This window comes from Isoptericola sp. NPDC055881, from assembly GCF_053615895.1.
Genome location: NZ_JBSHCR010000074.1, coordinates 1 through 19,293 on the forward strand (window position 1 = coordinate 1; position 19,293 = coordinate 19,293).

Below are 19,293 nucleotides of genomic sequence, written 5' to 3' on the forward strand. Positions count from 1 at the left end.
GCCCCGTTTCGAGCGCGAAACGGGGCCAGACGTCCGCTCACAACGTTCAGTAGACCGGGGGAGTGACCTTCTCGACGGCGACGACGCGCGGTCCCTTGCCGGTCCGGGAGACGTGGGCCACGAGCAGGTCGCCGGGCTCGAGGAACGGGTCCCGCGAGGGCAGCACGTTCGCCACCGCGCGGCGTGAGTGCTGGCCCAGCACGTCCAGCACGGTCGGGAGCACCGGGCGGTGGGTGCACAGCACCGAGGACCGGCCGGACTCCAGCAGGTCGCGCACGGTGGCTGCGACGCGCGAGGGCGAGCGCTCGTGCTCCGCCTCGCCCAGCTGGTCGCTCAGCTCCGGGCGCGCGTGCGACGCGCGCACGTACGGCTCGATCGTGGCCGCGCACCGCTCCCACCGGCTCGACACGACGGACGTGACCCCGTACGCGGCCAGCACCGGCACGAGCGCCGCGCCCTGGGCGTGCCCCACCGGGGTCAGGGGGCGGTCCTGCTCGGTGCCGTGCCACACCGCGCGCGCCAGCGCCTTGCCGTGCCGCACGATGACGACGGCGTGCGTGGCCAGCCGGCCCTGGGCGTGCGCCTGGACGAGCGCCTCGAGGGGGCCGCGGTCGGCCGCCCGGGTCAGCCGCGTCGCGGCGGCGTCGACGTCGAGCCACGCCTTCTTGTCGACCTCGTCCCGCGACGGCGGTTCCACGGGGTGCCGGGCGGCGAGCGCCGCGCCGTCGTCGGTGCGGGACGCGCGCCGCGCCGCCCAGTAGTGCACCCGCTTCACCCGGCCCTCGGGCGTCAGGTACTGCAGGCCGGGCAGCGGGACTCCGAGGACGACGGGCTTGCCCGTCTCCTCCGCGACCTCGCGGGCCGCGGTGGTGTTGAGCGCCTCGCCCGGCTCGAGCTTGCCCTTCGGCCACGACCAGTCGTCGTACCGCGGACGGTGGACGAGCTGCACCTGCAGCCGCCCCTCCCGCTCGCGCCAGACCAGCGCGCCCGCGGACTCGATCACCGGGGCGTGGTCCACGGTCGTCGCTCCGAGCCTGCTCACCAGCGGTGACGCCGTCACGCCTGCCGACCGGCCGACCCTCGCCGCCCTCACCGGGTCCTCTCCGGCCGGCGACGATGACGGTCCACGAGGCTCGCCTGCAGGTCCTCCAGCGGCTCGCCGTCGGGCCCGGTGCTGTGCCGTGTCCACGTGTCGTCGGGCTGGAGGTGCCAGGTCGAGGTGCGGTCCGACATCGAGCGGTCCATGAGCTCCAGGAGCTCCGCGACCTGCGCCTCGTCCGTGATCCGCACCAGTGCCTCGACGCGCCGGTCGAGGTTGCGGTGCATGAGGTCCGCCGAGCCGATGAACACCTCGGGGCCCGTCTCCGGTCCCTCGCCGATCGCCGGGCCCGCGGAGTTCGCGAACGCGAAGATCCGGGAGTGCTCCAGGAACCGGCCCAGGATGGAGCGGACGCGGATGTTCTCGCTCAGCCCGGGCACGCCGGGGCGCAGGGCGCAGATGCCGCGCACCACCAGGTCGACGTGCACGCCGGCCTGCGAGGCGCGGTAGAGCGCGTCGATCGTCGCCTCGTCGACCGCGGAGTTCACCTTGATGCGCACCCAGGCCTCGTGCCCGGCCAGGGCGGCGGCGATCTCGCGCTCGATCCGCTCGATGAGGCCCGAGCGGACCGTGCGCGGCGCGACCAGCAGCCGGTGGAAGCGCGACTGCGGCGCATACCCGGAGAGTTGGTTGAACAGGCGGGTGAGGTCCTGGCCCACGTCGCGGTCGCACGTGAGCAGCCCGTGGTCGGTGTACATCCGGGCGGTCTTGGAGTGGTAGTTGCCGGTGCCGATGTGGCAGTAGCGGCGCAGGCCGTCGGCCTCCTGGCGCACCACGAGGGACAGCTTGCTGTGCGTCTTCAGGCCGACGATGCCGTACACGACGTGCACGCCTGCCTCCTCCAGCTTGCGCGCCCACGAGATGTTGGCCTGCTCGTCGAACCGGGCCTTGATCTCGACCAGCGCGAGCACCTGCTTGCCCGCCTCGGCGGCGTCGATCAGCGCGTCCACGACGGGGGAGTCGCCCGACGTGCGGTACAGCGTCTGCTTGATGGCCAGCACCGCCGGGTCGGCGGCCGCCTGCTCCAGGAACGTCTGCACCGACGTGGAGAACGAGTCGTACGGGTGGTGCAGCAGGATGTCGCGCTCCCGGATCGCCGCGAACACGTCGCGCGCCGTCGCGGACTCGACCTCCGCGAGCTGTCGGTGGGTCGTCGGGACGAACGGCGGGTAGTGCAGCGAGGCGCGCTCGATGTCGGCGATGACGTTGAGGCCGGTGAGGTCGAGCGGCGCGGGCAGCTCGTACACCTCGTCCAGCGCCACCCCGAGCTCGCGGACCAGCAGCTCGCGGATGCGCGGCGAGATGCCGTGCGCCAGCTCGAGCCGCACGGGCGGGCCGAAGCGGCGGCGCAGCAGCTCCTTCTCCATGGCCTGGAGGAGGTTCTCGGCGTCGTCCTCCTCGACCTCCACGTCCTCGTTGCGCGTCACGCGGAACGTGTGGCTCTCGCGCACCTCCATGCCCGGGAAGAGGTGGTCGAGGTGCTGGGCGATGACCTCCTCCAGCGGCACGAACGACGTCTGCGTGCCCCCGCCCTGGGTGGGCGTCGGCGCGGACGGGCGGCCCCGGTCGTCGACGGCGATGAAGCGGGGGAGCAGCGGCGGCACCTTGACGCGGGCGAAGTGCTCCTTGCCGGTGAGCGGGTTCGCGACGACGACGGCCAGGTTGAGCGACAGACCGGAGATGTACGGGAAGGGGTGCGCCGGGTCCACGGCCAGCGGCGTCAGCACGGGGAAGATCTGCTTGCGGAAGAACTTGTGCAGGCGCTCCTGCTCGCGCACCTCCAGCTCGTCCCAGTGCACGATCGTGATGCCCTCGGCGTCGAGCGCCGGCTGCACGTCGGACCGGAACACCGCCGCGTGCCGCTCCATGAGCCGGTGCGACGCCTCGCCGATCGACTCCAGCACCTGCCGGGGGCTCATGCCGGACGCCGCGGTGACCGCGATGCCGGTGGCGATCCGGCGCTTCAGGCCTGCCACGCGCACCATGAAGAACTCGTCCAGGTTCGACGCGAAGATCGCGAGGAACCGCGCGCGCTCCAGCAGCGGCAGCGTCGTGTCCTCCGCGAGCTCCAGCACCCGCTCGTTGAACGCCAGCCAGCTCAGCTCCCGCTCGGCGAACCGGTCCTCGGGCAGGGGCTCCACCTCGGCCGGGACGGTGATCTCCGCGACCTCGGGCTCCTCCGCGATGTGCTCCGCGATGTGCGCGGCCAGCTGGGGGTCGATCGGCCGGGACGGGGCGACGGCGGTGGTCCGCGGCCTGGTGTCCGTCACCTCGGCGGCCGCGACCGCGGCGTCCGGTGCGGCGGGGCTGTAGCGGCCCCGACCGTCACGGGTCCGGGGCGGTCGGGGGCGCGACGCTGTCATGCCCCCCATCGTGGCACCGTTGGGTGAACGGCGGGTGACGAAGTCCGCGGTGGGACACGGACCGTCTGCCCGTGCGTGCTAGGCGGTGCGGGCCGGCGCGTACTGGACGTCCGTCGCCGCCCGCTCGAACCCTGCGCCCGCATAGGTGGCGAGGGCGGCCGCGTTGTCGCCGTCCACGTACAGCACGGCGCGGTCGCACCCGACCCGGGCCAGGTGGCGCAGGCCGATGGCGGTGAGCGCCCGGCCCAGGCCGCGACCCTGGGCGTCGGGGGACACGCCGACGGCGTAGATCTCGCCGTCCCTCGACCCGTCGGCCTGACCGGTCTCGACCTTGGTCCACAGGTAGCCCAGCGGCTCGCCCGCCGGGTCGTCGGCCGGGACGACGAGGAAGAAGCCCTCGGGGTCGAACCATGCCTCGCGCTGCCGGTCGTGCAGGTCGTCGACGGTGAGGCGCCCCTGCTCGGGGTGGTCGGCGAACGCGCGCGCGTTCAGCCGCACCCACGCCTCGTCGTCGGACCCCGGCCGCACCGTGCGCAGGGCGAGACCCGGCAGGTCCGGCAGGTCCTGGGCCGCGTCCTCGGCGCCGAGCGGCCGTGCCAGCACCAGCAGCTCGCGCGCGACGTCGTAGCCGCGCGCCGCCGCGAACGCCCGCGCCGCGGGCAGGTCGCCGTGCGCCCACACCCGCAGGGGCTTGCCCCGCTGGCCCGGCGCCCCCGAGAACATCGGCAGGCGGGCGTCGCGCTCCGCGGTGCGCAGCAGCATGCTCCCCGTCCCCGACCGGCGGTGGTCCGGGTGCACCACCAGCTCCGCGCTCGCGTCGTCGCCCCCGCGGTCCACCTGGGCGTAGCCGACGACCGCGCCGTCGACGTCGTGCGCGACGACGTGCGTCAGCCAGTCCGTGTCCGCGCCCAGGCGCAGCAACGGCTGCTCCGAGAGCGGCGGGACGCCGTCCTGCTGCGTCGCTGCCGCGGCGAGCGCGCGCACGGCGTCCTGCGCGGCGGGGTCGAGGGGGCCGAAGGTCAGGGCGGGCAGCGCGGGCGTCGTGGGCACGACCCCATTGTCACCGAGGAGCGACCGAGCCGACCAGGCGGTTGCGCACGTTCTGAACCGTCAGAAGGTGCGCAACCGCCTGGTCGGCGAGGGGGTCAGTCCTCCGAGCCGGGCTTGGCCGAGGAGAGGCCCGCCGCGATGAGGTCCATCACCGACGAGTCGGCCAGGGTCGTCGCGTCGCCCACCGTGCGGTTCTCGGCGACGTCGCGCAGCAGGCGGCGCATGATCTTGCCCGACCGGGTCTTGGGCAGCTCCGCGACGACGAGGATGCGGCGCGGCTTCGCGATCGGTCCGATCTCCTTGGCGACGTGGGCGCGCAGCTCGTCCTGCACCTGTGCGGCGCCCTCCGGCGTCGCGCCGCGGTCGGCGTGCTCGCCGCGCAGGATGACGAACGCGACGACGGCCTGGCCGGTGGTCTCGTCGTTGGCACCGACGACGGCGGCCTCGGCCACCACGTCGTGCGAGACGAGCGCGGACTCGATCTCCGTGGTGGACAGGCGGTGGCCGGAGACGTTCATGACGTCGTCGACCCGGCCCAGGAGCCAGATGTCGCCGTCCTCGTCCTTCTTGGCACCGTCGCCCGCGAAGTACAGGCCCTCGAACCGCGACCAGTACGTGTCCTTGAAGCGCTGCAGGTCGCCCCAGATGCCGCGCAGCATCGACGGCCACGGCTCCGACAGGACGAGGTACCCGCCGCCGCCGTTCGGCACCGGGTGGGCCTCGTCGTCGACGACGTCGGCGACGATGCCGGGCAGCGCGACCTGCGCCGAGCCGGGCTTGGTGGCCGTGACGCCGGGCAGCGGGCTGATCATGATCGCGCCCGTCTCCGTCTGCCACCAGGTGTCGACGATCGGGGCGGTGTCGCCGCCGATGACGCGGCGGTACCACATCCACGCCTCGGGGTTGATGGGCTCGCCCACCGAGCCGAGGACGCGCAGGCTCGACAGGTCGAAGCCGGCCGGGATGTCCTCGCCCCACTTCATGCACGTGCGGATGGCGGTGGGGGCGGTGTAGAGGATCGACACCTTGTACTTCTCGACGAGCTCCCACCAGCGGCCGCGGTGCGGGGTGTCGGGGGTGCCCTCGTAGATCACCTGGGTGGCGCCGTTGGTCAGCGGCCCGTACACGACGTACGTGTGGCCGGTGACCCAGCCGATGTCGGCGGTGCACCAGTAGACGTCGGACTCGGCCTTGAGGTCGAAGACGTTCTTGTGCGTGTACGCCGCCTGCGTGAGGTAGCCGCCGGTGGTGTGCAGGATGCCCTTCGGCTTCCCCGTGGTGCCCGACGTGTACAGGATGAACAGCGGGTGCTCCGCGTCCACCTCGACCGGCTCGTGGACCGGGCTCGCCTGCTCCAGGGCGTCGTGCCACCAGACGTCGCGGCCCTCGGTCCACGCGACGTCCTGCTCCGTGCGGCGCACGACGAGCACGTGCTCGACGGTCGTGGCGGGCTCGCCGTCCTTCGGCGCGAGGGCCTCGTCGACGGCGGGCTTGAGGGCGGACGGCGCGCCGCGGCGGTAGCCGCCGTCGGCCGTGATGACGAGCTTGGCCTCGGCGTCGGCGATCCGGCTGCGCAGCGCGTCGGCGGAGAAGCCGCCGAAGACCACGGAGTGCGGCGCGCCGATGCGGGCGCACGCGAGCATCGCGACGACCGACTCGACGAGCATCGGCAGGTAGACGACGACGCGGTCGCCCTTGCCGACGCCGAGCGCGGTGAGCGCGTTGGCGGCGCGGGAGACCTCGGCCTGCAGGTCGGCGTACGTGACGGTGCGGGTGTCGCCGGGCTCGCCCTCGAAGTGGAGGGCGACGCGGTCGCCGCGCCCGGCCTCGACGTGCCGGTCCACCGCGTTGTAGGCGGCGTTGAGCTTGCCGTCGGCGAACCACTTCGCCACCGGCGCCTCGGACCAGTCGAGCGTCTGGGTGAACGGCGTCGACCAGCTGACGAGCTCCCGCGCCTGGTCGGCCCAGAACCCGAGCCGGTCGGCCTGCGCCTCGTCGTACAGGGACGGCTGGGCGTTCGCCTGCGCCGCGAACGCGGGGCTCGGCGGGAACGCTCGCGTCTCGTGCAGCAGGTTCTCGAGGCTGGGGGCGGTGGGCTCGTTCTCTGGCACGCTGACCTCCGGTTACGCATCGTCGCTGGTGCGGTCCGCCGGTGCACGACGCGGTGCGGCCGGGGGACGACGGGCCCCGCGGGGGCCTCGCCGTCGGGAGTCTAGACCTCGCGGTGACCGGGGTCACGTTCGTCCCAAGGTTTGACCCCGCTCCTCACAAAGGGGCCCCGTCGGGGCGGGGAGGGGGCTGGCCCGTCGGCCGACTGGCGCCGCCGGCGCCGCACGAGCACGGCGCCCGGGAGTCAGTTCGACCGAGCGCCGTGCTCGCCAGCCCGGACGCGGGTAGCAGGCGCGCTATCCGATCACTGAGCGGGGTCGTTCCCGCCGAGTGGGTCCTCAACCGTGGACTTCCTGTGCGTGGGTCCTGCGTCCGGCTGTCGTCCTTCCATGGAACGCCTGCCCCGACGGCGGCGCAAGCGGTCAGGCGTACCGGCGGCGCCACCAGCGGCGGAGCAGCCAGGCGGTCACGCCCGCGGCCGCGACGCCTCCCGCGACGAGCGCCACGGCGGGCGGGCGGATCGCGGAGCGCAGCGCCACGGGACGGGAGAAGGTGAGCACGCCCCAGCCGTTCTCGGCGGCGACGCGACGCAGCGTCTTGTCCGGGTTGACGGCGAACCCGTGCCCGACGGCGGCCAGCATCGGCGCGTCCGTGACCGAGTCGGAGTAGGCGTAGCTGCGCTCGAGGTCGTACCCCCGCGCGGCGGCGAGCTGTTCGACGGCGGCGGCCTTCTGCTCGCCGTACGCGTAGAACTCGATCTCGCCGGAGTAGCGGCCGTCCTCGATCGCCATCCGGGTCGCGATGACGTGGTCCGCACCGAGCACCGTGGCGATCGGCTCGACGAGCTCCGCGCCCGAGGCGGAGACGATGACGACGTCGTGCCCGAGCTCGTGGTGCTCGGCGATGAGGTCGACGGCCTCCGCGTAGACGTACGGGTCGATGAGCTCGTGCACCGTCTCGGCGACGATCTGCTGCACCTTGCTCACCTCCCAGCCGGTCGCGAGCTCGGAGAGGTGCTTGCGCATCCGTTCCGTCTGGTCGGCGTCGGCGTTGCCCGCGTAGAAGAGGAGGTGCGCGTAGGCGCTGCGGAGCACGTCGCCGCGGGTGATGAGGCCCCCGGCGTAGAACGGCTTGGAGAACGCGGCCGACGAGCTCGTCGCGATGATCGTCTTGTCGAGGTCGAAGAACGCCGCGACGCGCGACCGTGGTGCCGGCGTCACGCGCGGTGACGTCTCGCTCGGGCTCCTGTCCGGGCCCGGTCCCTGGTCGGTCACGGGCAGAGCCTAGCCGGAGGGGCTGCGGCCGCGTCCGGAGTCCATGCACAGTTTCTGTGCACAACTCTTGTGCAGAAAAGTTGTGCATGGTTATTGTGCACGCATGGACGAGACAGCCGACCGCCCCTACACCCACCTCGAGCTGACCGCCGAGGCGGCCAAGGTGCTCGCCCACCCCCTGCGCTCGCGCCTGCTCGGCGCCCTCCGGCGGGAGGGCCCGGCGTCCGCCACCGCGCTCGCCGCGGAGCTGTCCACCAACACCGGGGCCACCAGCTACCACCTGCGGAAGATGGAGTCCGTCGGCCTCGTGACCGACACGGGGGAGGGCCGGGGCAAGGAGCGTCTCTGGGCTGCCTCCACCGAGAGCCACGGCTGGCGCGACTCCGAGTTCGGCGGCGACGAGGACGCGCAGACGGCGCTCGGCTGGCTGGTGCGCGACTACCACCGCCAGTTCGACACGAACTACGCGCACTGGCTCGACGTCGCGGACAGCTGGCCGAAGGAGTGGACCGACGTCGCCGGGATGACCGACACCTGGGTGGACGTCACGCCCGAGCAGGCGCGGGCGATGGAGGACGAGCTCGAGGCCGTCGTCAACAAGTACCTGCGCGTCGGCACCGGCGACCCGCGCGCCCGCCGGCTGCACCTGTGGCGATTCCTCTTCCCGCTCGACGCCGACGACGTGCCCGAGAGCGTGCGCGGTGCCACGACCGAGGCCGAGACCACGACCGAGGCCGAGACCACGACCGAGGCCAAGACCGAGACCGAGACCGAGACCGAGACCGAGACCAAGGACGAGACATGAGCCCGCAGCGCGTCTTCCTAATGCTCACGGCCACCCGGTGGTTCCCGGTGGGGCTGGTCGTGTCGATCACCACGCTGCTGCCGATCGAGCGCGGTCTCACCGTCGGGCAGACGCTCACGCTCGCGTCGGTCACCGGCCTCGTCGTGTTCGCGCTGGAGCTGCCCACGGGCGGTACCGCCGACGCCGTCGGACGACGCCCGATGCTGGTCGCGTCTGCCGTCGCCCAGGTGCTGGCGGCCACGACGTTCCTGCTGGCCCAGTCCCTCTGGGCGTTCTTCGTCGCGGCGGCCCTCATGGGGCTGTTCCGCGCGCTGGACTCCGGCCCGCTGGAGGCCTGGTTCGTCGACGCCGTGCACGCCGAGCACCCCGGCGCCGACGTCGACCGCACGCTCGCCCACCAGGGCACGGTGCTCGGGGTGTCCATCGCGCTCGGCGCGCTCGTCTCCGGCGGCCTGGTCTGGTGGCACCCCTTCCCGGCCTGGTCGGCGCTGACGCTGCCCTACGCGGCGTACGTGGCGCTCGCCGTCGTGCACCTGGTGATGGTGGCGCTGCTGGTGCGGGAGGCTCCGCGGCGCGTCGCCGCCGCCGGCACGCCTGTCGTGGGCCGCCGCCGCTGGCGCGCGGCGGTCCGGTCCGTGGCAGGGTCGGCCCGCGAGGCTCCGGCGAGCATCCTGTCGGGGCTGCGGCTCGCGCGCGACAACCGCGTGCTGCGCGGGCTGCTGCTCGTCGAGCTGTTCGCCTCCGCCGCGATGGTCGTCTTCGAGTCCCTGCAGCCCGTGCGGCTCGCCGAGCTGCTCGGCGGCGAGGCGCAGGCGGGTGCGGTCATGGGACCGGTGGCGTCCGTCGGGTGGGGCACGTTCGCGCTGGGCGCCGCGCTCTGCGGGCTCGCGTCGCGCCGGTTCGGCGTGGCTCGCACCGCCATGGCGTCGCGTGTCCTCAACGGGCTGGGCGCCGTGTGGATGGGGCTCGCCGGAGGCCCGGCGATGCTCGTGGTCGCCTACCTGGTCACCTACGGCCTGCACGGCAGCTCCGGCCCGACCTACAACGCGCTCCTGCACCGCGAGGCCCGTCGCGACAACCGCTCCACCGTCCTGTCCATGGCGTCGATGGTGGCGTTCGCGACCTACGCCGTGGCGTCGCCGGCCCTCGGCTGGGTCGCACAGGCGGGCTCGACCCCGCTCGCGATGGTCCTCGGGGGCGGGTTCAGCGTGCTCGGGGTGCTGTGCTTCGTGCCGGCCCTGCGTGCCGAGCGCGCGCGGTCGCGCGGCGGCGTGGACGTGACCGCGCCGACGGCCTCCGAGGACGTGGCCGCGGCCTGACGGGGCGCGGAAGCCGCCCCCAGGGCGCGCCCGTCCACAGATTGCGGGCTGCCCCCGGGACGGGCAGAGCTCGCACCCGAACCTGGGGGCATGGACGACGCACCCACCCGCACCCTGCCCCGGCCGGCAGCCGGCACGCCCACCGGCCGGCCGCACCCGACCGTCCCGCTCGACCCCGACGACACACCCACGCGCTGGCACGTCGGCGCACGAGCCCCGTGGGCGGTCGGCCGGGGGCGGCGGACGATCGCGGTCCTCGGCGCGTGCGGCGGTGCCGGGACGAGCGTGGTCGCCGCCGCGGTCGCCCTGGGGCTGCGGCGCGGGGGCGAGCCCGCCGTCCTCGTCGACCTCGACCTTCCCGGCGCCGGCGCGGACGTGCTCCTCGGCATCGAGGACGAGCCGGGCGCGCGCTGGCCCGAGCTCACCGCCGCCCGGGGCGAGGTCGACGGCGCGGGGGTGGTCGCCGCCCTGCCACGCTGGCGCTCGCTCCCGGTGCTCTCCGGTGCCCGCCTCCGTCCCGAGCGCCCCGACGACGCCGTGGTCGTGGACGTGTGCACCGGGCTGCTGCGCGGCGGCGAGACCGTGGTGCTCGACCTGCCACGCCCGGGCGCCTGGACCGCCGGCACGCGCATGCTCCTGGCCGCGGCCGACGCGTCGCTGCTGGTGACCCCGTGCAGCGCGCCGGGGGTCGCCGGTGCTCTCGTGGCGCGGGCCCAGCTCGCCGGGCTCGGCGCTCCCGAACCCTGGCTCGTCGCCCGCGGGCCTGTCCCCGGACGCGTCGACGCCGGGGCGCTGGAGGAAGCCCTGGAGCTTCGCGTCGCCGCCACGGTGCGTCGGGACCCCCGGCTCGCAGCCGCCGTGGACCGCGGTGACGGGCCGCCCGTCGGACGCGGTGCGCCGCTCGGGCGGGCCGCACGCTCGCTCGTCGCCGCCCTGGCCGGTGCGTCGTGACGGGTGGGTCGCCGCTCGTCGACCGCATGCTCCTGGACGACGTGCGCGCCCGGGTCGGAGCCGCCGGGACCGTCGTCGACGACGCCACCGTGCGCGACGCGCTGCGGGCCACGGGGCGTGTCTTCGGCTCCGCCGCCCTCGACGACCTCACCCGGGCCGCGCGGGCCGAGCTCACCGGCGCAGGACCGTTGCAGCCGCTGCTCGACACCCCCGAGGTCACCGACGTGCTCGTCAACGGCCCGCACGACGTCTGGGTGGACCGCGGTGCCGGGCTCGTCCGCGTCGACCTCGACCTCGGGACGACCGAGGCCGTGCGGGCGCTCGCCGTGCGCATGGCCGCCGTCGCCGGGCAACGCCTCGACGACGCCGCTCCGACGGTCGACGCACGGATGCCGGACGGATCCCGCCTGCACGCCGCCGTCGAACCCGTCGCCGCCGCCGGGGCGGTGATCGCGCTGCGCGTGCTGCGGCAAGCCGCCCACTCCGTGCCCGCCCTCGTCGCCGCCGGCGGGCTGCCGTCGCCCTGGGCGGAGCTGCTCCGCGCCCTGGTGACCCGGCGGGCGAACCTCCTGGTGACCGGCGGCACCGGCACCGGCAAGACGACGCTGCTCGCCGCGCTGCTCTCCCTCGCACCCCCGGACGAGCGCGTCCTCGTGGTCGAGGAGGCGCGCGAGCTCTCGCCCCAGCACCCGCACGTGGTCTCCGTCGCGGCCCGGCGGCCCAACGTCGAGGGGGTCGGCGAGGTGTCCCTGACCGACCTGGTGCGCGGCGCGCTGCGGATGCGGCCCGACCGGATCGTCGTGGGGGAGTGCCGGGGAGCTGAGGTGCGGGAGCTGCTCCTCGCGATGAACACCGGCCACGACGGGGGCATGGCCACCGTGCACGCCAACGCCGTCGAGCACGTGCCCGCCCGGCTCGAGGCGCTCGCGGCGCTCGCCGGGATGCCGCGCGACGCCGTGGCCGCACAGGCGGCGGCCGCGCTGGACGTCGTGCTGCACCTGCGTCGCCGGGGCGGGAGCCGCCACCTCGCCGAGGTCGGGCTGGTGGGTCAGGACGACGACGGCCGTCTCGTCGTGCGGCGCGCCGCGACCTGGTCGCCCGGCGCCGAGCCACGCACCGGCGACGCGTGGGACGAGCTGACCGCGCGGTGGGCGCCATGACGGCCGGACCGGTCGCCCCGGCGCTGGCGGCGGGGGCCTGGGTGACGATGGCGGGCTGGCTGCTGCTGGCGCCCTGCGGGCGGAAGGCGACCGCCCTCGTCCGGCCGCCGGCCGGTCCGCGGCGGCTCTCGCTCCGGGCCTGGCCCCCGCGCCGGGACGCCACCGCGGGGGCAGAGGCGGTCCGGGTCACCGTCGCACAGGTGATCGCGCTGCTGCGCGCCGGCGCGCCGCCCGCCGCCGCCTGGTCACGGGCGGTCGGGGTGCCGGCGCACCCGACCGGGGTGCCGCACGCCGCCGCCCTGGCACCGGTGGTCGGCGGCGAGGGTCACGCGCGCTCGGTGGTGGCAGCCGCCGTGCTCGCGCGCGACGTCGGGGCACCGCTGGCGGCGGTGCTCGACGCCGTGTCGGGTGCCCTCGTGGCGGAGGCCGAGGCCCGCGCGGAACGGGAGGCGTCGCTGGCCGGGCCGCGTGCCACGGCCCGCGTGCTGACGGCGCTGCCGCTGCTGGGCGCGATGCTCGGCTGGCTGCTGGGCGCGGACCCGCTGCGCACCGCGCTCGACGGCGGGGCGGGCACGGTGGCCGTCTGCCTCGGTCTGCTGCTGCTCGCCGCCGGGCAGGTATGGACCCGCCGGCTCGTCGCAGCGGCGCGGGCCGCCGGGGAGGCGGCGACGTGAGCGGGCTGCTGAGCGTCGACACACCCGCCGGGGTGGCGGGGACGGTGGCCTTCGCCGTCCTGGTCGGCGCCCTGCCGTGGTGGGTCGCCGCGCGACACGGACACGAGCGGATGCTGCGGCTGCCCACCGACCGTCGCGCGGCACCGCCGGGCGACGGACCGCACGGCGCCTCCGTGGACGTCCCGGTGCTGCTCGAGCTGCTGGGCGCGGCGCTGCGCTCCGGGGCGGGCGTGCCACGGGCCCTCGACGCGACGGGCGTCGCCCTGGACACCGCGTCGGGAGCGACCGCCGACGGGGCCGCCCTGCGCGCCGCGGCTGACGCCCTCCGTCTCGGCGCCGACTGGGACGGCGCCTGGCGGCACACGACCGACCGGCTCGTCCCCGTGCCACGCGCGCTGCGCGGGGCGTGGACCGACGGCGCGTCCCCGTCCGGAGCCCTGCGCGCGGCCGGGGAGGAGCTGCTGCGTGCCCGGCGATCGGCCGCCCAGACCGCTGCGGCGCGGCTGGCGGTGCGCCTCGTGCTCCCGCTCGGGGTGTGCTTCCTGCCCGCGTTCGTCCTGATCGGTCTCGTGCCCGTGCTCCTGGCGCTGGGTGTCGACCTGCTGACCGGGTGAGTGCCCGGCCCCTGACGTCCCGGGAGCACCCCGGGCCACCGCGCCCGCCCGCCGGGCGGTCGCGTCACGACCGGCACGGAGCACGTGCCGGACACCGAAGAGATGACGGAGGAGACATGAACGACGACGGACACATGGACGAGGGACGCGGTCTGGTCGGCGTCGCAGCGCCGCCGGCGACCGGGCCCGCCCCGGCCGTGGAGGTGCCAGGTGCGGCCGGGCCCGACGCCGACCTCGACCCCGAGGCCGGGCTGGCCACGGCTGAGTACGCGGTGGCCACCGTGGCCGCCGTCGGGTTCGCCGGGCTGCTCATCGCAGTGCTCAAGAGCGGCATGGTGAAGGGGCTGCTGGAGAGCATCATCAGCTCGGCGCTGTCGATCTGATGGTGACGCACCGCCGAGGAGGAGCTGCCCCGGCCGCGCAGGGACGTACCGACGGCCAGCGGGGCGCGGTGACGGCGGAGCTCGCCGTCGGGCTGCCCGTCGTGGTGCTCCTCCTGGTCGCGGTGCTCAGTCTCGCGGCCGCGTCCACGGCACAGATGCGTGCCTTGGACGCGGCTCGGGCAGGGGCGCGCGCCTACGCGATCGGAGAGGACGACGCCGCCGCGCGGCAGGCCGTCGCGCAGGTGGGCGGCGAGGACGCCGCCGTGCGCGTCTCCCGTGACGGGACCTGGGTACGGGTCACGGTCACGCGGCCGGTGGTCGGCGGCTGGTTCTCCGGATCGCCGGTGCGGGCGTCGGGGAGCGCCACCGCCTGGGTGGAGCCATGAGCGTCGTCGGCGCGCGGACCGGGCGCCGCGGTACTCCGAGTGGTGACCCGAGCGATGGCCTGAGCGATGGCCCGAGCGATGACCCGAGCCGGGGTGCTCCCGGTCGTGCCGAGGGCGCGGGCGCGGGAGAGCGGCCCGTCAGGCCCGCCATGCCCGTCAGGCCCGCCAGCCCTGCCAGGCCCGCCAGTCCCGCCAGGCCCGCCAGTCCCGCCAGGCCCACCGCCGGAGAGCGCGGGTCGGGGACGGTGCTCGTGCTGGCCCTGGCGGCGACAGTCGTGCTGCTGGCGCTGGCGGTCGGCGCGCTGGGGGCCGCGCAACGCGCGCGAGGCTCGGCCCAGGCGGCGGCGGACCTCGCCGCGCTCGCCGGGGCGGCCGCATGGCGGCAGGGCGCCGACCCCTGTGCGACGGCCGCGGACGCCGTGCGTCGCAACGGCGGTGACCTGGTGGCCTGCGTCCCGGAGGGTGGCGGAGTGCTCGGCGTGCGGGTCTCGCGAGCTCCGCTCGGGGCGGCCGGTCCGTGGGCAGACACGCTCGGCGCGGCCGTCGCAGGCGCGCGTGCGGGACCACGTCCCGGCGCACCCGAGGTGGCAGCGGTGCCGGCCGGGACCTCGACGGTCCCGGCCCGCGGGCCGTCAGGACGGGTTGACGTTGAACAGCGCGGCGCGCTCGCTGATCTTGCGGGCACGGGCCAGGCGCGGCTTGTCCGAGCCGTCGCGGATGACCGAGCCCGACGCCTCGAAGTCGGCCAGGAAGTCGACGGCCCAGGCGACGTCCGCCGACGACGGGCTGAACGACTCGTTGATCACGGCCGGCGTCTCGAGGTCCAGGCAGAGCTTGCCGGTGAGCCCGAGCGCCACGCCGTCCGCCGACTGCTCGCGCAGCAGCGCGTGGCTGGTGCCCACGGTCGGCCCGTCGATCGGACCGGGCAGGCCACCGATACGGCTGGCGGTGACGAGTCGCGAGCGCGGGTACGCCATCGCGAGCGACTCGTTGGCCGTGCCCGTGTCGCGGCGGTAGTCGCCGGACCCGAAGGCCAGGCGGAACGCACCCGGGGCGCGGGCGATGCTCACGGAGTCCTCGATCCCGAGCGCGGACTCCACCAGCGGGATCACGGGCACGTGCCCCCCGAGGCGCTGCACGGTGTCGATCACCTGGTCCGGGGACTCGGTCTTGGCGAGCATCACGCCGGACAGTCCGCTGGCGTCGCGCAGGAGGCGCACGTCGTCGGCCCAGGCCTCCGAGCCGCGCTCGTTGATGCGCACCCAGGCGCGGCCACCGCCGGCGAACCAGTCGAGCACCTTCTGCCGCGCCTCGTCCTTGCGGCTGTCGTCGACCGCGTCCTCGCAGTCGAGGATGACCTGGTCCGCCCGCGACAGCTGGGCGGCGTCGAACGTGTCGTCGCGCAGGGCGGACAGCAGCAGCCACGACCGGGCGTTGGCGGGGTCCACGCGCGTCTTCTCGCGGGAACGTCGGCGTTCGGCGAGGTCGATCTCAGTAGTCACCTCACGATGGTAGGTTCCGCGGGCGCGTGGCTCAGCACGGCATCCAACAAGCGCACGGCCGCGGACTTGTCGAGAGGCGCGTTGTCGCTGCCGCACTTCGGCGACTGCACGCACGCCGGGCAGCCGTCCGCGCACGAGCACGCGGCGATCGCGTCGCGCGTCGCGCGCAGCCAGCGGGCGCCGAGCGCATACCCCCGTTCGGCGAACCCCGCGCCGCCCGGGTACGCGTCGTACACGAACACGGTGGCCTCTCCCGTGTCGGGGTGCAGCTCGGTGGACACGCCGCCGAGGTCCCAGCGGTCGCACGTCGCGAGCAGCGGCAGCAGACCGATGGAGGCGTGCTCCGCCGCGTGCAGCGCACCGGGTGCCTCCTCCGGAGAGACGCCGGCGGCCCGGAGCACGAAGTCGGGCACCGACCACCAGACGGCCGTCGTGGCGAGCGTCCGCGACGGCAGGTCGAGGGGCTCGGTGCCGAGCACCTGCATGTCGGGCAGGCGGCGGCGCTGGAAGCTCACCACCTGGCTGGTCACCTCCACGGGGCCGAGCCCCCACCGCACCGGACCCCAGTCGCGCCCGACGACGGGCCGGTGGCCGTCCTCGTCGATCGCGATCTCCATGACCTCGTGCGACCAGGTGCCGTGCTCCACGTCCTTGCGCACGACGAGCGCCACATGGTCGGCGAGGTCCAGGCGGTCGACGACGAACGTCGCGCCCTGGTGCACGTACACCGCGCCGTCGTGCACCTGCCCGTCCGCCGACCCGGCGTCCACCGTGCCGAGCAGCCGCCCCGTCGTCGCCTCCACGACGCGCACGGGCCGACCGCCCGACCCGCGCAGGTCGGCCATGCCCGCCGCCGGCTGCGCGTGCGTCCAGTACCAGCCGGACGGCCTGCGGCGCAGGGCACCGCGGGCGACCAGGACGTCGAGCACCTCGCGCACCGCCAGGGGGTCGCCGAACGCTGCGAGGTCCTCGGCGCGCAGCGCCAGCTCCTGTGCGGCGGCGCAGAGCTGCGGTGCGAGCACGTGCGGGTTGGCCGGGTCGAAGACGGTGGCCTCGAGCGCGGCGTCGAAGACGGCCTCCGGGTGGGTCACGAGGTAGGTGTCGAGGGGGTCCTCGCGCGCGACGAACGCGACCAGGCCCTCCGCGCCCGCGCGGCCGGCACGGCCGGCCTGCTGCCACAGGGAGACGCGGGTGCCCGGCCAGCCGGCCACGAGCACCGCGTCGAGCCCGGAGATGTCGACCCCCAGCTCGAGCGCGTTGGTCGTGGCGAGCCCGCGCAGCTCGCCCGTGCGCAACGCTTCCTCCAGCGCACGGCGCTCCTCCGGCAGGTAGCCGCCCCGGTAGCTCGCCACCCGCGCGTCCAGCCCGGCAGCGACCGGGCGCAGGTGGTCGCGCGCCTGCTGCGCCACCGACTCCGCGCCCCGTCGCGACCGGGTGAACGCGAGCGTGCGAGCACCGTGCACGGTGAGGTCGGCGAGCAGGTCCGCCGTCTCCGCGGTCGCCGACCGGCGCGGGTGCTCCGCGGCACCCCGCGTCGTGAGCACCGGCTCCGACTCCTGCGCGGTGTGCGTCGGGTCGAGCGGGTCGGGGAGCGCCCACGGGTCGTCGTCGTGCGTCGGAGCCTCGCCGGTGGCGCGGGAGCGCTCGAAGCCCGCCAGCTCGGGGGGCTGCCACAGCGCGAACGTCCGGCGGCCTGCCGGCGAGGTGTCGGCGGTGACGGCCACGACGTCCTGCGGCGGCACCCCGACCAGCCGCCCGGTGCTCACCGCCGGCTCGGCCGTGGTCGCGCTGGCCACCACGAACGCCAGGGACCTGTCCTCGGCAGGGGGCGCCCCCGTGAGCCGCGCGTCGAAGGTCGGGCGGTAGTGGGCGGCGAGGCGCGTCAGCCGGCGCAGCACCAGCGAGACGTGCGCACCGAACACGCCCCGGTACGCGTGCCCCTCGTCGACCACGACGTAGCGCAGCCCGCGCAGCAGACGCGCCCAGCGGCGGTGGCCGGGCAGCATCGAGAAGTGGAGGAAGTCGGGGTTGGTGAGCACGACGTCCGCATGCTCGGTGACCCAGCGCCGCTCGTCGGTCGGGGTGTCGCCGTCGCAGGTCGCGACGCGAGGTCGGTCGCCGTCGGGGATCGCCGCGACGAGCCGCTGGAGGCCGGCGAGCTGGTCGGCGGCCAGCGCCTTAGTCGGGGACAGGTAGAGCACCGTGGCGGGCGCCGGCTCGCGGACGGCCGTGAGTGCCGGCAGCCAGAAGGCGAGGGACTTGCCGGACCCGGTCGACGTCGCGAGCGCCACGTGCCGACCCTCCCGGACGGCGTCGGCGGCCTCGACCTGGTGCGCCCACGGGCGCGTGACGCCGAGCGCCCGATAGCCCTCGACCACGCCAGGGTCCGCCCAGGCGGGCCAGTCGGCCGTGATCCCCGCGCGCGCGTCGAACGTGCGCACGTGGGTCAGCCGGTCTGCTCGTGCCCCGTGCGCGGTGAGCACGTCGAGCAGCGGGTGCTGCTCGGGCGCAGGGGCGGGGTCGACGGGCACGGGCGACAGTCTCGCACCGCGCGGGGGGCTCTCGGAGGCAGTGCGGGCGCGCCCCTCGTCAGGGCAGGTCGGGCATGTCCGCCAAAGTCGAATTCGCGAGGAAGGAGAGGCCTCTCGACCTTTGTTCGGGAATGACATCCGTATTCGGTGAAGAGGGTGTGATCATTCTCGGACCGGCTTTGTTATCTGATCGTGACATCGTTCCCTGGTACGCATGCCTCGATCCACCCCACGTCGCTCCGTCGTCGCCGCAGTCGCCGGCGCGCTCGTCACGTCCGCCCTCGTGGTGCCCGCCGCGTCCGCGCCGGCGAGCGCCGCCACCTCCTCGACCGCCACGGCCACGACCTCTGCGTCGACCGGTCTCGGCGCCCGCTGGGTCAAGAAGGACCGGGCGCGACTGACCAAGACGCCGTCCAGCGGGTCGCGGACCGTCGGCCGCCCCGACGACGGCACCAAGCTGCGCGTCCTCGAGCGCGGGCGGTACCGCCTCAAGGTGCAGACGCCCTCGGGCCGGGTCGGCTGGGCGGCCAAGGGAGCGCTCACCACCGTCCCCCTCAAGGACGTGTCGGGCACCCGGTACACGAAGAAGGCCGTGGTGATCCGCAAGGGCACCGGGGCGGGCTCCCGGGTGGTCAAGCACGTCCGGCTCGGCACCACGGTGAAGCTGCTGGCCCGCACCACGGGGCGCGACGTCAACCGCGTCAAGGTGCGCCTGCCCGGCGGCCTCGGCGGCTGGGTGGCCGCGAACCGGCTCACGACGCGCGACGTGTGGGGCAAGCTCGCGCGCTGCGAGTCGGGCGGGAACCCGCGCACCAACACGGGCAACGGCTTCTACGGCCTCTACCAGTTCACCGGCCGCACCTGGCACGCCGTCGGCGGCCACGGCCTGCCGCACCGTCACGGGCGCGCCGAGCAGACCAAGCGGGCGCAGATCCTGCAGGACCGCGCCGGCTGGGGGCAGTGGCCCGCCTGCACGCGCAAGCTCGGCCTGCGCTGACACCACGCGTCACCCCGCGCTTGTTGTGGGTACGAATTCGGCGGGAATTCTGATCAGAATTCCCGCCGAATTCGTA

Annotated in this window: 16 protein-coding genes and 1 pseudogene; 10 read left to right on the forward strand and 7 right to left on the reverse strand. The window is 75.2% G+C overall.

Annotated features, from left to right (window positions below; translation table 11 throughout):
* Window positions 1-46 precede the first annotated feature (46 nt).
* From ACWGKI_RS17720 to ACWGKI_RS17740, 5 genes are all read right to left on the reverse strand, one after another.
* Entirely contained in the window at window positions 47-1,018 is a 972-nt protein-coding gene (locus tag ACWGKI_RS17720) for an NUDIX hydrolase (protein ID WP_380240672.1), read from the reverse strand.
* A gap of 71 nt (window positions 1,019-1,089) precedes the next feature.
* Window positions 1,090-3,471, reverse strand: coding sequence for an RNA degradosome polyphosphate kinase (locus ACWGKI_RS17725; protein ID WP_452188741.1), 2,382 nt, complete (start codon window positions 3,469-3,471; stop codon window positions 1,090-1,092).
* A 69-nt stretch (window positions 3,472-3,540) separates the two neighbouring features.
* The gene (mshD, locus tag ACWGKI_RS17730) at window positions 3,541-4,512 is read right to left on the reverse strand and encodes a mycothiol synthase (RefSeq protein ID WP_452188743.1); all 972 of its coding nucleotides are present in this window, start codon (window positions 4,510-4,512) and stop codon (window positions 3,541-3,543) included.
* A 95-nt stretch (window positions 4,513-4,607) separates the two neighbouring features.
* Window positions 4,608-6,623 (reverse strand): acetate--CoA ligase, encoded by a 2,016-nt coding sequence (gene acs / locus ACWGKI_RS17735; protein ID WP_452188745.1) that lies wholly within the window; start codon window positions 6,621-6,623, stop codon window positions 4,608-4,610.
* Window positions 6,624-7,043: 420 nt separating this feature from the next.
* On the reverse strand, window positions 7,044-7,841 hold the full coding sequence (locus ACWGKI_RS17740; protein WP_452188760.1) for an HAD family hydrolase: 798 nt from the start codon (window positions 7,839-7,841) through the stop codon (window positions 7,044-7,046).
* A gap of 157 nt (window positions 7,842-7,998) precedes the next feature.
* Between ACWGKI_RS17740 and ACWGKI_RS17745 the strand changes: the two genes are divergently transcribed.
* From ACWGKI_RS17745 to ACWGKI_RS17785, 9 genes and pseudogenes are all read left to right on the forward strand, one after another.
* Entirely contained in the window at window positions 7,999-8,700 is a 702-nt protein-coding gene (locus ACWGKI_RS17745) for a winged helix-turn-helix domain-containing protein (protein ID WP_452188747.1), read from the forward strand.
* Window positions 8,697-10,019, forward strand: a complete 1,323-nt coding sequence (locus tag ACWGKI_RS17750; protein WP_452188749.1) for an MFS transporter — start codon at window positions 8,697-8,699, stop codon at window positions 10,017-10,019. The genes ACWGKI_RS17745 and ACWGKI_RS17750 overlap by 4 nt, the downstream gene beginning before the upstream one ends.
* Before the next feature lie 90 nt (window positions 10,020-10,109).
* The gene (locus ACWGKI_RS17755; RefSeq protein ID WP_452188751.1) at window positions 10,110-10,970 is read left to right on the forward strand and encodes a pilus assembly protein FlpE; all 861 of its coding nucleotides are present in this window, start codon (window positions 10,110-10,112) and stop codon (window positions 10,968-10,970) included.
* Window positions 10,971-10,996: 26 nt separating this feature from the next.
* On the forward strand, window positions 10,997-12,130 hold the full coding sequence (locus tag ACWGKI_RS17760) for a TadA family conjugal transfer-associated ATPase (protein WP_452188762.1): 1,134 nt from the start codon (window positions 10,997-10,999) through the stop codon (window positions 12,128-12,130).
* Complete coding sequence (locus ACWGKI_RS17765) at window positions 12,127-12,804, forward strand: hypothetical protein (protein WP_452188753.1); 678 nt, start codon at window positions 12,127-12,129, stop codon at window positions 12,802-12,804. The genes ACWGKI_RS17760 and ACWGKI_RS17765 overlap by 4 nt, the downstream gene beginning before the upstream one ends.
* A complete protein-coding gene (locus ACWGKI_RS17770; RefSeq protein WP_380240656.1) occupies window positions 12,801-13,418 on the forward strand; it encodes a type II secretion system F family protein in 618 nt (205 codons plus the stop codon). Before ACWGKI_RS17765 ends, ACWGKI_RS17770 begins: the two co-directional genes overlap by 4 nt.
* Before the next feature lie 116 nt (window positions 13,419-13,534).
* On the forward strand, window positions 13,535-13,801 hold the full coding sequence (locus tag ACWGKI_RS17775) for a DUF4244 domain-containing protein (RefSeq protein WP_380240654.1): 267 nt from the start codon (window positions 13,535-13,537) through the stop codon (window positions 13,799-13,801).
* Window positions 13,801-14,187 (forward strand): TadE family type IV pilus minor pilin, encoded by a 387-nt coding sequence (locus ACWGKI_RS17780; protein ID WP_452188755.1) that lies wholly within the window; start codon window positions 13,801-13,803, stop codon window positions 14,185-14,187. Before ACWGKI_RS17775 ends, ACWGKI_RS17780 begins: the two co-directional genes overlap by 1 nt.
* A gap of 149 nt (window positions 14,188-14,336) precedes the next feature.
* Window positions 14,337-14,741 (forward strand): annotated as a pseudogene (locus ACWGKI_RS17785) (Rv3654c family TadE-like protein); the annotation flags it as partial.
* A gap of 78 nt (window positions 14,742-14,819) precedes the next feature.
* On the opposite strand, the gene ACWGKI_RS17790 reads toward ACWGKI_RS17785, so the two are convergent.
* Window positions 14,820-15,689: an HpcH/HpaI aldolase/citrate lyase family protein gene (locus ACWGKI_RS17790; RefSeq protein ID WP_380240649.1), complete on the reverse strand. Its 870-nt coding sequence runs from the start codon at window positions 15,687-15,689 to the stop codon at window positions 14,820-14,822.
* On the reverse strand, window positions 15,686-18,220 hold the full coding sequence (locus tag ACWGKI_RS17795; protein WP_452188758.1) for a DEAD/DEAH box helicase: 2,535 nt from the start codon (window positions 18,218-18,220) through the stop codon (window positions 15,686-15,688). Before ACWGKI_RS17795 ends, ACWGKI_RS17790 begins: the two co-directional genes overlap by 4 nt.
* A 214-nt stretch (window positions 18,221-18,434) precedes the next feature.
* Between ACWGKI_RS17795 and ACWGKI_RS17800 the strand changes: the two genes are divergently transcribed.
* Complete coding sequence (locus tag ACWGKI_RS17800; protein WP_380240644.1) at window positions 18,435-19,217, forward strand: transglycosylase family protein; 783 nt, start codon at window positions 18,435-18,437, stop codon at window positions 19,215-19,217.
* Window positions 19,218-19,293 lie beyond the last annotated feature (76 nt).